Here is a 12,959-nt window from a genome sequence, read left to right as displayed (position 1 = left end):
TGTCGCAGATTACATGTTCACCGGGCAGCGTGACAATCTCCTGAGAACGGGTATTCCGAGTGTGGTCAGCGAGCTCCTCTATGGCAAAAAGCAGAAAAAATCCAAAAAACTCTACTATATCATCGGAGGTATTGTAGTAGCCGGCGGTGTGGCGGCTGCTCTCGGGGGAGGCGGTGGCGGAGGCGGTTCGGAGAGTGAAGGAACCGCGGTCATCGATATTACAGTCAGTGAGTGATAAACTCTCTCATCTTCGCCTGTCCCTTTTAACAAGGCAAGGGTGAGTTTGGAACCAGGATTCCTGTGTGTATCCATAATTACCGTGATTCTTTCCCGGTTTATCTGAAAATTCATCGACGGTTCCCGGTGCTGAATCCCCGGTCTGGTGTCTGGAGTTCCTGCAACGACGTCATTCCCGAATCTTTAATCGGGAATCCATATGCAGCCTGCATACGTTTTCATCCTTCGTTGTGACTATCTATGGTCATGGAGGTTATCCTTTTTACACCCTGAAAATCATGGTTCAGGTTTTACGGGGAGGATATACGAACAGTGTCAGCAGATTATTTATAAAGTATAAAGCTCAATAAAAGGGAAAACACCGATGAAACGGCTTATTCTGATCTCGCTTGCTGTATTTTTCGGGCTCTCATGCAGCGACGAAAACCCCGTAAACTCGAACGATGGCACCGGAGCTGTGGTTATTCAATGCATGTTCGAATCGGAGAAACCGGCTCGGGCAGTTGCGCTGAATCCCACAATAAAAGCCGATATCTCTTTTTACGATGCCCAGAATACCCTGCTTGTCAAACAGCCGCTCACGGTGGAAGGCAAACGCATCACAGGCACTGTGAAGGTGAAAGCGGGGAGCGGTTACCATGCCGAGATGAACTGTTACGACAAAGACAACAAAGTAACCCATAACGGCACCTCATCGAATATTTCAATAACCGCCGGCAAGCAGACTACGGTTACGATACTCCTGAAACCCGCTCTGCCGGATACTCCCACAGCCGTCGGCCCTCAGAGCGTCATAACCTCCGGGACCTCTTATACCGTTTCTTGGGACGCGGTAAGCCGCGCGCAGTCCTACACCATCGAAGAATCCACAGACAGCAGCTTCAGCGGCGCAACCTCGAAAACGATTGTCGGCACATCCGAGCTGTTCACAAAAACCGTATCACAGACATATTATTACCGTGTAAAGGCGAACAATACGACCGGCAGCGGCGGCTGGTCCAATACGGTCACGGTGTCGATGTCACAGGCGCAGTATACCCTTACGCTCGCGGTGAACACCGACGGCTGGGGAACGACAAATCCGTCCATCGGTGCCCATACCTACGACGGAGGCACAACCGTAACAATCAAAGCCACACCGGCGTCCGGCTACTGGTTCGATCACTGGACGGGGAGCGTAACGGAAGCGTCGAACGCCACGACGACTGTGACAGTCAACGGTAACATGACGATTACCGCGAATTTTATAAAAGAACTTACCGCCCCCGAGATCACGTTCGTTTCGATTCCCGGCGGTACGTTCCAGATGGGCGATGTGGAAGGCGGCGGCGAATCGGACGAAAAGCCCGTGCACAATGTCACGGTATCACCGTTCGACATGAGCGCCTACGAGATAACGAACCTCCAGTACGCCGTATTTCTGAACAAGTCACTGCACCTGAACAACGTAACGGCGACGGATGAGGAAGTCAGGGGTAATACGGGATCGTACACCGGGCATTTGTATCTGATTCTGTCGGGTTCATCGGATTCCGGCAACCGGTGCTGGATCAGTTACGGCAGCGGCAGGTTCAGTGTGGAGCCGGGCAAGGAAAACCTGCCGGTGGTAAATGTGACATGGGATGGCGCGAAAGTGTTTGCGGAGTACTATGACACCGATCTGCCGCGTGAAGCGGAATGGGAGTATGCCAGCCGGAGCGGGAAGCAGTATCAGTACGGAACGAGCGATGGCACCATCAGCACTACAAAAGCAAATTACGAATCTCACATAGGAAGTCCGAAAGATGTCGGCAGCTATCCGAAGAATCCGTTCGGGCTGTACGACATGAGCGGGAATGTATATGAGTGGTGTAACGACTGGTATGGAAGCTATTCGTCCTCGAACGAGACCGATCCCGAAGGGCCGTCTTCCGGCGACTTACGTGTCGTACGAGGCGGCTGCTGGAATCAGGATGCCGGAAGCTGCCGGTCGGCGAACCGTTACAGTACCAGTCAGGCGGACGCGAACGGCAGCATGGGTTTCCGTGTTGTAAAGCGAACCGGCGGTACGGTGACTCCGACGAAATATACCCTGACGATGGCGGTGAACAACGCAGAGTGGGGGACGACGAACCCGTCGGCAGGCGCACATGCCTATAACGAAAACACAACCGTGACAGTCACGGCGACACCGGCGCAGGGCTACCGGTTCGTGAACTGGACCGGCGATGTTGCCGATGCCGGCAATTCCACGACTTCGGTGACGATGTCAGGCGATAAGACCGTCACTGCCAACTTTGAGAGAATCGAACATGCACTGATACTGGAAGTCAAACCTTCCGGCAGCGGAACAACCAGTCCCTCCGAGGGTACGCATGCATACGGCGAGGGCACGGTGGTAACCATCAAGGCGACACCGGCACAAGGCTATTTGTTTGTGAACTGGACCGGCGATGTTGCCGATACCGGCAATTCCACGACCACGGTGACGATGGATGACGAAAAGCATGTCACGGCGAATTTCCAGAAGATACCCGAATCGACGGAAATCATCATGATCCCGATTTCCGGCGGGACGTTCCAGATGGGTCAATCGGGAGTGGCCGAGCCGGTTCATACGGTGACCCTTTCATCCTTTGAAATGGGCAAGTATGAGGTTACCCAGGGGCAGTACAAGTCCATTATCGGAACGAATCCCTCGAATTTCACGGGAGACGACACTTTTCCGGTCGAACAGGTAAGCTGGTTTGATGCGATCAAGTTCTGCAATGCGTTGAGTACTAAGGAAGGATTGGACAAGTGTTATGACGAGGGTACGGGATCGTGCGATTTCACGAAGAACGGATACCGTCTGCCGACCGAGGCCGAGTGGGAGTATGCATGCCGGGCGGGAACGACGACACCCTATTACACGGGAACCTCTGAGAGCGATCTTGCCAATGCGGGGTGGTATTCCGGAAACAGTGAGAACAGGACACATCCTGCGGGCCGGAAAACGCCGAATGCATGGGGTCTGTATGACATGCACGGCAACGTCTGGGAATGGTGCAACGACTGGTATGGGAGCTATCGAAGCACTAATGAAAATGATCCTGTCGGGCCGGAAACAGGTTCAAACCGCATTGGCCGCGGTGGCAGCTGGTATGCAAACGGAGCCAGTTGTCATGCGGCTTTCAGGAATGACATTCTTCCCAATACGTATGACCACCACACAGGCTTCCGGGTTGTTCGCGGCGCTCATCAGGCAGCCCCTGTTCAGTACACACTCAACATGAGGGTGAACACCGCCGGCTGGGGGACGATTGAACCGGCTGTCGGTACGCACACATACGACGAGGGAACGGTTGTCACGGTCACCGCGACACCGGCGCAGGGCTATCAGTTCGCGAACTGGACGGGAACTGTTGCGGATGCTTCGAGCGCTTCGACAACGGTGACAGTGAGCGGGAACATGACGGTGACGGCGAATTTCGAGGTGATACCGGCAACAACGGAAGTCACCATGGTTTCCATCCCCGGCGGAACGTACCAGATGGGCCTGTCGAGCGGAGCTCCGACTCATACGGTGACGTTGACGGGGTTTGAAATGAGCAAATATGAGGTGACACAGGGGCAGTATCAGAAGGTCCTCGGTTACAATCCATCGGACAGTTTTGGCGGAGTAGGCGATACGTATCCCGTGTACAAAGTGACCTGGTGGGATGCGATAATGTTCTGTAATGCCCTGAGCGTGCAGTCCGGGCTGGACAAATGCTATGACGAGAGCACGGGCGTGTGCGATTTCAGTAAAAATGGCTACCGTCTGCCGACAGAGGCAGAGTGGGAATATGCGTGCCGTGCCGGATCGGGATCATTATACTACTATACCGGATCGTCGACAGCCAATCTTTCCCAGGCGGGATGGTATTCCGGTAACAGCAACAGCAAGGTTCATCCCGTTGGCGAAAAAGTCCCCAATGACTGGGGTTTGTACGATACGCACGGAAACGTATGGGAGTGGTGCAACGACTGGTATGATTCTTATCCGAGCGAGAGTGTGACCGATCCGACAGGGCCGGAAACGGGTACGAGACGTATATATCGCGGCGGCTGCTGGGTCAGCAGCGCTGAAGAATGCCGTTCGTACTACCGAAAAGACTTCGATCCGAACGAAGCGAGCACCGACATAGGATTCCGTGTTGTCCGAAAACCGTGAAAGGAGTTTGAACCGGGATTACCATGATTAACCGGGATTTTCCGGATTTTTTCATCGCGGTAATCCTGATAATCGTGTAAATCCTGGTTCAGGTCTTTTTGGCGTTGCGGAGACAGATAAATCATTGAAATTTTTGAATCGTGGTAATCCTGAAAATCCTGAAATCCCGGTTTAAAGTCTTTTTAGGGGGGAATGTAAGCGGCATGAAGCATAAGGAACTCACCGGTTCGATCATCGGGTGCGCCATGAAGGTACATTCCGTGATGGGCAGCGGATTTCAGGAAGTAATATATCAGCGCTGCATGGCGATCGAGCTGGAGAGGAATGGCATTCGTTTCGTTCGTGAGTTAGAGATGCCGGTGTTATACGAGGGACAGCAGGTCGGTACGAGACGGGTTGATTTTCTCATGGAGGACACGGTTATGGTCGAGCTGAAAGCGGTGAGCGTCCTCGACGATGTCCACCTTGCACAGGCTCTCAACTACCTTGAAGCATACAATATGGAAACGGGCCTTCTGCTCAATTTCGGCGGGAAAAGCCTGGAATACAAGCGGCTCCTGAACAGGAAAACACGACATTTGAACCGGGATTACCATGATTAACCGGGATTTCCCGGATTTTTTCATCGCGGTAATCCTGATAATCGTGTAAATCCTGGTTCAGGTCTTTTTGGCGTTGCGGAGACAGATAAATCATTGAAATTTTTGAATCGTGGTAATCCTGAAAATCCCGGTTCAAAGTCTTTTTGGGAGGATATGAGAGACAGATGAGACCGATCACTTTTCTCTGTATTGCACTGACAATCGTTATGTGCCTGGCTATAATCGCCCGTCCCGCACCTGCCCAGAATACGGTATACCAGCCGACATGGGAATCCCTCGACAGCCGTCCCCTGCCGCAGTGGTACGACGATGCAAAGTTCGGGGTGAAAATCTGCTGGGGAATCTTTTCCGTTCCCGCCTGGGCCATGAAGGGAGATATCAACGATGTCAGCAACAGGAACTACGCGGAGTGGTACTGGTACAACATTTCCGACAGCACAAGACCGCATCGCCGTTTCCATGAGGATATCTACGGTGAGGGATTCCAATACCAGGATTTCGCTCCCCTCTTCAGGGCCGAGCTCTGGGACCCGAAGGCATGGGCCTCTCTCATCAGACGGTCGGGCGCGAAATACATCATCCTCATCACGAAACACCATGACGGTTTCTGTCTCTGGCCGAGCGCGGAAAGCTGGAACTGGAACAGCGTCGACATCGGGCCGCACCGCGACATTGTCGGCGAGCTGACACAGGCTATCCGGGCCGAGGGTATCAGGATGGGGATGTACTATTCGTTCTACGAGTGGTTCAATCCCGTCTACAAATCCGATGTCGACCGTTATGTCCGCGAACACATGATTCCCCAGATGAAAGACCTCGTGACACGGTACGAGCCCGATCTCGTCTATGGCGACGGCGAATGGGATCATCCGAGCGATGTCTGGAAATCGAAGGAATTCCTCGCCTGGCTGTTCAACGAATCCCCGGTACGCGACCATGTCGTCATCAACGACCGCTGGGGGAAAGAAACACGATCCCGTCACGGCGGCTATTATCTGTCGGAATACTTCAAGTACACGGGGAATAACGTAAAGCTCGGCCCACAACACAAATGGGCCGAAACACGGTCGATGGGCGCTTCGTTCGGCTATAACCGTAACGAGGACATCGAGGATTACCAGACAGCCGGGCAGCTCATTCATCTCCTCGTCAACTGCGTCTGCAGGGGCGGCAACCTCTGCCTCAATGTGGGGCCTGCGGCGGACGGCACAATTCCGGTGATCATGCAGGAACGTCTCCTCGAAATCGGGAAATGGCTCGAAGTCAACGGCGAGGCTGTCTATGGTGCCCGTGTGTGGCGCGAAACCAACGAAGGCGAAACCGTCTGCTATACGGCAAAGGATGGAGCGGTATACGCCATCTGCCTCGCATGGCCCGGAAAGGAACTGGTTCTGAGCGCTCCCGAAACATCCGGGAAAACGGCGGTTTCGATGCTCGGCTTCAAGGGCGCCGTTTCCTGGAAAAACAGAGGGGGAAAGATGCATATCGCTGTCCCGCAGCTTTCCGTTGACGAGCTTCCATGCCGTCACGCCTACACATTCAAACTGACCGGCATCAGATAGGATGAATCGGCGGAGCATGATTCTCCATCAGAACCGTAAATAACCGATAAAAATATTTGAAAACCGGTGTTACCGGTGTTAGTTTATCACTGTGTATAGCCGGTTTTTTTATTTCATGAATGAATTGTACGTTCCCGGCATATACCCGGGATAAGAATGGTACACAATTCTGTGCATTACGTATAAAAGGAAGGCTGCATGACCGATACCAGAAAAAAACTTTCCGGGGTTTTCGCACCGGTTGTAACGCCGTTCAGGGGTGACGAGCTCCTGCTCGACGATCTCAGGTTCAACCTGAGAAAACTGAACGGAACCGCTCTCGCCGGATACCTCGCGCTCGGCTCCAACGGCGAATTCAGGAGCCTCACTTCAGCCGAACAGGTCCGGGTGCTCGAGGTTTTTGCCGACGAGAAAGGCGACAAGGTCGTCATGGCGGGCACCGCATGCGAGTCGACGAAGGAGACAATCGAGAAATCGAACATCGCGGCGGATATGGGAATCGATTTCGTAAGCGTTCTGACACCCTGTTACTTTCCGAAACAGATGGACGGCGCGGCGCTCCGCAGTTACTACGAACGTATAGCCGATTCCGTGCCTGTTCCCGTGCTCCTCTATAACGCTCCCGGATTCACCGGCGGTGTGCAGATACCCCCGAAAACGGTCAGGGAGCTGTCGAAGCACCCGAATATCGCCGGGATGAAAGATTCCTCGCCGGTCGGCCCCGTCCAGTTTCTGAGCCATCTCGAACCCGGAATCGATTTTCATGTGCTCGCCGGTTCCGCGAACTTCTTCTACCCGTCGCTCCACCTTGGCTCGCCGGGCGGCATCATCTCCCTCGCCAATGTGCTGCCCGAACCTTGCTGCGACCTGTACCGGCTGTTTATCGAAGGCCGGTTCGACGAAGCCCGTGAGCTCCACTTCCGACTCGCCCGTCTCAATGGCGCCGTTTCGGGAACCGCGGGCGTCGCGGGCGTCAAGGCGGCGATGAACATGACCGGTTTCAGGGGCGGCGAACCACGGCATCCGCTCAGGCCGGCATCCGATGAGGTTTGTGAGAAAATACGGGAGCAGATCAGGGCCGAAGGCTTCGAAACCACGTGAAATGAGGGTACACGCTTTAGAACATGAACGCGCCCGCTGAGATAAAGGACATGATTCAGGAGGTAATGACTGTATGACGATACTGGGGCTGGATGTCGGAACGACGGGGCTGAAAATGGGCGTTTTCCGCGCTGACGGGGACAAACTCGTCCTCACGGGGCAGTTTTCGCGGGATTACCCGGTCAATGTTTATAACGAGGGTCTGTTCGGGGATATCGAACAGGAAAAGTGGCAGAAGGCCTTCACTGCTGGATGCAGGGAGCTGAGCGATCTTGTGGCCGATGTCGATGTCATCGCCCTTTCCGGAACGACTCCGGGTCTCACAGCCATGGACGGCGACGGCAACGCGCTTTATCCCGCCATCCTCATGCTCGATCAGCGTTCACGGGCCCAGGCGCAGCGAATTATCAGTACGGTCGGAATCAAAAAGCTCCTCGACGAGACGGGCAACATGCCGGTCGCCGGGGGATGTTCCCTGGCGAGTATCCTGTGGATAAAGGACAATCACCCGAAGATTTTCAGCAAAGCCCGCATGTTCGGGCACTCAAACACGTTCATGGCACGCTGGCTTACCGGAAAAGCGGCGATAGACCCGTCCTCCGCATCCCTCATGGCGCTCTACAACACTGTCCGCAACGATCTGACATGGAACGGGGATATCGCGAAAACGTTCGGCATTCCCATCGAATACCTGCCGGAGATCATTCAATCCCACGAAAGCGCGGGCCGTGTGACCGGGCCGCTCGCGAAAAGGCTCGGCCTCGTGAAAGAACCGCACGTGGTTATCGGCGGCAACGACGCCGTGCTCGCGGCATACTCCGTCGGCATCAAGAACCCCGGCGATATCATCAATGTCAACGGCACCTGCGAGATTACTCTCGTCTGCCTTCCCAGATGCCTCTCCTCGCGTAAATACAATGTCCGGGCGCATGTCATTCCCGGACGGTGGCTGACACTCTATGTGATGAATGCGGGCGGGAAGGCGCTCGAATGGTTCCGGACTGTTTTCTGCAGCGAGCTTTCCGGCGATACGTTCTATGACGATTTCCTCGCTCGGTCGATCGACACATGGCTCGACCGTGAGAGCACCGTCACCTATGTGCCGTATCTCATGGGGTCGCGGTATTCCCTGGAGCCGCTGAAGGCTGAGTTCACGGGGCTTACCCATGAAACAACCCGTGAAGAAATGCTTGCCGCGCTCATCCGCGGACTCTGCGACTATCAGCGTGAACACCTCAAGGAAATCGGCATCGAGGTTCGTCTCGGCGACACCATCTGCATCACGGGAGGTGCTGCGAGCCCTGCCATGATCCACGCCAAGAAGAAATGGATGAGGAACTGCGAATATCCGTACGAGGATCAGTCATCGATGAAGGGCGCCGCCATGCTCGGGAAGAAGTACATGGAAGAATCACGCTCAGGTGTCTGAAGTTCCTTGATTGATGCTGTCACCCGCGAGCGGCAGGAAAATCTCGAATGTCGTTCCTCCCCCCGTTTCGCTTGTCACCGCTATCGAGCCGCCGTGCGCCTCGATGATCTTTTTGACGCTGAACAGCCCGAGCCCGGTTCCCTGCGCCATGTGCTTCGTACTGGTCAGCCGCCCGAACGGCTGAAAGATCAGTTTGATATCCTCGGGTGACATGCCGACACCCTGATCGGTAATGCTGTATACCGCCTGCGAATCGCGCTTTTCGACCTTGAGGGATATTGTCGTCCCCTGGGCGCTGTACTTGATCGAGTTGGACAGGAGATTGATTATGACCCGTTCGAGCCTCTTTCTGTCCCCGAGAATCCGTATGTCGTCACAACCCTCGAATACAAAAACATGCGAGGAACACACCTCCGATTGTTCCGTATAAATTTCCTCAGCGAGCTCGGTCAGATTGAATTCGTTTATCTGCAAAGAAAGCTGTCCCGTCTGAATCTGCGCACTGTCCATGAGATCATGAGTCTGATTTTCAAGTTTTTCCACCTCGCGAATCACCCGTTCGAGCCACACATTCAGGCGTTCGGTCTCCATCTCCTTTTTCTTCAGCATCCGCGCGGTCGCACCGATTATTGCGAGCGGGTTCCTGATATCGTGAATAACCGTAGCAATGAACTGGATACGGGATTTCTCGCGATGTTCGATGTCCTCGGCCATGTTATTGAAAGTCTGGCACAGATTCCCAAGCTCGTCATTGTACACGACAGAACTCCGTGCGCTGAAATCTCCCTGCCCGAACCTCGCCGCAGCCCGGCTGAGCTCGATAGTCGGCCGTACAATCCGCCTCAGGAGCGAAACAGACCCTGTACCTACAATTACAACAACGCTCAATACCAGTAAAATCAGCCAGTTATGGATAATAGTGCTGAGAAACCGGCTGGACTGGATGGTTTTCCCCATTTCGTTGTTTTTATACTCGCGATAGTTTTCGAGGGAGGTGAGAAGATTGTCGGTGAGAAGTTGAAGCTGTTCGGACGGTGCCGGCGTCGAGGATGTCGCTGCTTGAGAAAAAACCATGAAGTTTTTCTCGATGGTATCGATGAGCACATCCTCATCGCTGGTAACCGCATTGACTACCATGGTGTTAAGGATAGTTTGCGCCTTTTGCAGAGTACTGTGCGATGCATCATTTGACGTTTTGTCGGCATAATCCTTATTGGTAACCGTCAGACGGTTTTCGTTCAAAAGGATCAGTTCGAGGGTATGTGCCTTTTCGATAGCCTGCAAATCATTGATAGTCTTGGTATTGAGCGATTCGAGTTTCCCGATGATAATCAATATCGCGATGGAAAGAACAACACAGGCCGCCATGATACTGCCGACCCAGAGCGTTATGAACCGTTTGATACTGATACTCGGGGAAAACGATCCATTCATACTTGTATTTCCGGATTTAAAAGCGACCATGCCGTCATGCTCTGTATCATGCATTTCGGCTCATCGGCGCAGATTCTTAAGAAAGGATGGGCACTATAAATGCTCATAGGGATTGACGCCCGACATGAATTTCCGTTCCAGACAAGTTTCGTGAACCTGATCCGGTCTATTCATAAAAATTTAATGGAACGGGGATTTATGTTTTGTATGCCTAAATCAAGTATGAATGATTAATAATCACTAATGATAGTATAAACAATCTATTCCGGTTATCCAGTTAAATCAGCTGAGATAATTGATCCCCCTCGGCTGCGCCGTTTCCCCCTTATAAAAGAAAGGGGGATGAAAGTGCCTGAAAAGCCACGCCCCCCTTAAAAAGGGGGGATGCCGCAGGCAGGGGGGATCACATACTATCGGAAGAAATCATCAATTCTGATTTAAAAGTTTTCTATGTGTTTCAAACCGGATAACCGGATAATCAGCTAGGCGTTTACACGTATTACATTACTCAATCCGCTCGCTTTCGGGAATTTTTACCAGCATGACCGAACACTGACCGAATGTATCTCCGCCTCTTCCCTGTTGATGATCAACGAAGGCGCCATTCCAGAGAATGAAAAGCCGTTCGCCTTTATCGTCGAGCTTTATCGAAAATGTCCCGCCCGGGGTATATCCGTATTTCTCATAGTAGTACGGATATACAAATGCAAGAACTTTCCTGGTATCCGTTTTCGTGTCATACTGTATAATCGGCGATCCATCCGTGTAACCATGTCCGTGCGCACCCGGAAGGTAGTAAACATACCGTCCTCCGGGGCTCCTGTCCATGGATGTCGTATAGCGTTCTGCGCCGGGCCAGTCAGGTCCCTTGCTCACAATTTCTTCTTTGACAGGATCGAACGTAAACATCTCGCCATTATAGGTAAGGCACCAGAAGAGCCCATCAGGACCCCGTCTGCGGGTCTGTGCACGCATATGACAATAATTTGGTGTTTTAAACTCTATATTCTCGTATTTCGGTACATGGGAACGCATCGTACCGTAACTTCCTCTCATCCCGGTAGATGGCGAGCTTTCCTTTGGTACACAACAATTCAGTTCGAAAAACCGATTTTTGAACGGATCGTATTTGATCATATGAATCTCATTGGTCGGATTATCTTTTAGATTCGTTGTATAAACCATTCCGGTCTCTTCATCGATCATGATAGCCCGTACCCACCAGCCAAGACCGGGAGGAAGGTAACCCGCCCACTTGGTTTTCTGCTCATTGATATCCCATGCAAGGAATTCGCCGAACATGCCCACAGCATACAGGATACCGTGTTTCGTATCGACACGGTGGTAGGGCCATGATGCCCGTACAAGGGGAACACCATAATCCACTATATCTCCGGTAAGCACATCGTAACTCATGATATGGCCGCCGTCATAACCGGTTTTATAATCCTCCTCATCCGGCTCATCGTACTTTGCCCAGTACGTGCAGTACCAGAGATGTGGTGAATCAAGCTGTTTACTCTGATAAAAATCAAGCCAGCCGTGGATTTTCCCTTCGGAAAATTGAGTTTTTTCTCTTCCGAGAACCTTATTGACTTCCGGGAGACACCGTACTTTTTTAGCATCCGGATCATATTCAACCAGAAGAATGTGCGCATCGTATTTACCATGATCCCCGACAGCCGAGTAAAATTTCCCCGTTCTCGTATCGTAGTTGGCTTGGCACCAGTTTGACCAGGGCCCCGGATTATTGGACGTGGACGATTTGGATTGCACCGGTGATTCGCCAAGAAACATCGGCTCCACAGGAATGACAGCGAATTCGATTTCCGGTGGTGTTTTAGCCAGAACATACCCTTTCCCGGCATATTGGGCCACACTCTCAGGAGGTTCAAGCATTTTCATATCACTGTCAGTTACCACCTTGCCGGAATAGAGTAATCCCGCAGTATCCAGACGTTCGGCAACTTCTTTTTTCTTTTGCTCCGACTGGCTTGGGGTAACCGGCTCTTCTTTTGTTACAACTCCTTTATGAAGAATTCCATAAGGGCCGACTCTGTCGGGCTTGATCTCGACTTTTTGCGGCTCCTGCGCACAGCCCCAAAGAATCAGAAATAAAACAGGGAGGAAGAGGAAAAAGGATCTGAAGCTTTTCATGGTAAACCTCCGATAAAAGCGTAAAGGTTTTTCCGGGATTTCCCGATGCCTCTCCCGGAAAGGTGCGGAGCCCCGGTATAGCCGGTATAGTCAGATAGCTTTTTGGATCGTAGACGCGCAAAGTGTTTCACGACCGTGCGTTCGGTTTGTGAAAACACCTGAAACCACAGGTTATCACCCTTTATTCGGCATTGCCGATTTTATTTCACAGCCCCCTTAAAAGCGTGGTGAGAAACTCTACATGTCTGAATTTTGGCTGTCAA

Annotated in this window: 8 protein-coding genes; 6 read left to right on the top strand and 2 right to left on the bottom strand. The window is 52.5% G+C overall.

Annotated elements, in window-relative coordinates:
- The 6 genes from LLG96_06900 to LLG96_06875 form a co-directional block, all read left to right on the top strand.
- On the top strand, positions 1-235 hold a 235-nt coding region (locus LLG96_06900), incomplete at its 5' end, for a hypothetical protein (protein MCE5249932.1).
- A gap of 366 nt (positions 236-601) precedes the next feature.
- Entirely contained in the window at positions 602-4,411 is a 3,810-nt protein-coding gene (locus tag LLG96_06895; GenBank protein MCE5249931.1) for an SUMF1/EgtB/PvdO family nonheme iron enzyme, read from the top strand.
- A gap of 203 nt (positions 4,412-4,614) precedes the next feature.
- Positions 4,615-5,013: a GxxExxY protein gene (locus LLG96_06890; GenBank protein ID MCE5249930.1), complete on the top strand. Its 399-nt coding sequence runs from the start codon at positions 4,615-4,617 to the stop codon at positions 5,011-5,013.
- Positions 5,014-5,177: 164 nt separating this feature from the next.
- The gene (locus tag LLG96_06885; protein ID MCE5249929.1) at positions 5,178-6,575 is read left to right on the top strand and encodes an alpha-L-fucosidase; all 1,398 of its coding nucleotides are present in this window, start codon (positions 5,178-5,180) and stop codon (positions 6,573-6,575) included.
- Between the two features lie 198 nt (positions 6,576-6,773).
- Entirely contained in the window at positions 6,774-7,676 is a 903-nt protein-coding gene (locus tag LLG96_06880; protein MCE5249928.1) for a dihydrodipicolinate synthase family protein, read from the top strand.
- Between the two features lie 73 nt (positions 7,677-7,749).
- Positions 7,750-9,105, top strand: a complete 1,356-nt coding sequence (locus LLG96_06875; protein MCE5249927.1) for a hypothetical protein — start codon at positions 7,750-7,752, stop codon at positions 9,103-9,105.
- Here the strand turns inward: LLG96_06875 and LLG96_06870 are convergent.
- Both LLG96_06870 and LLG96_06865 read right to left on the bottom strand, forming a co-directional pair.
- Positions 9,094-10,593 (bottom strand): HAMP domain-containing histidine kinase, encoded by a 1,500-nt coding sequence (locus tag LLG96_06870; GenBank protein MCE5249926.1) that lies wholly within the window; start codon positions 10,591-10,593, stop codon positions 9,094-9,096. The genes LLG96_06875 and LLG96_06870 overlap by 12 nt on opposite strands.
- Positions 10,594-11,043: 450 nt before the next feature.
- Positions 11,044-12,696, bottom strand: coding sequence for a hypothetical protein (locus tag LLG96_06865; GenBank protein ID MCE5249925.1), 1,653 nt, complete (start codon positions 12,694-12,696; stop codon positions 11,044-11,046).
- Between the last annotated feature and the right edge of the window lie 263 nt (positions 12,697-12,959).

The sequence above is a fragment of the bacterium genome (assembly GCA_021372535.1).
GTDB lineage: Bacteria > Latescibacterota > Latescibacteria > Latescibacterales > Latescibacteraceae > JAFGMP01.
The sequence above is the reverse complement of the archived record's forward strand: the minus strand, read 5'-3'. Positions and strand labels throughout refer to the sequence as shown.

What these genes read in the sequence shown, in the direction of transcription:
- LLG96_06895 (MCE5249931.1), top strand. Translation starts at nt 602, where the DNA reads ATGAAACGGCTTATTCTGATCTCGCTTGCTGTATTTTTCGGGCTCTCA.
- LLG96_06890 (MCE5249930.1), top strand. Translation starts at nt 4,615, where the DNA reads ATGAAGCATAAGGAACTCACCGGTTCGATCATCGGGTGCGCCATGAAG.
- LLG96_06885 (MCE5249929.1), top strand. Translation starts at nt 5,178, where the DNA reads ATGAGACCGATCACTTTTCTCTGTATTGCACTGACAATCGTTATGTGC.
- LLG96_06880 (MCE5249928.1), top strand. Translation starts at nt 6,774, where the DNA reads ATGACCGATACCAGAAAAAAACTTTCCGGGGTTTTCGCACCGGTTGTA.
- LLG96_06875 (MCE5249927.1), top strand. Translation starts at nt 7,750, where the DNA reads ATGACGATACTGGGGCTGGATGTCGGAACGACGGGGCTGAAAATGGGC.
- LLG96_06870 (MCE5249926.1), bottom strand. Translation starts at nt 10,593, where the DNA reads ATGCATGATACAGAGCATGACGGCATGGTCGCTTTTAAATCCGGAAAT.
- LLG96_06865 (MCE5249925.1), bottom strand. Translation starts at nt 12,696, where the DNA reads ATGAAAAGCTTCAGATCCTTTTTCCTCTTCCTCCCTGTTTTATTTCTG.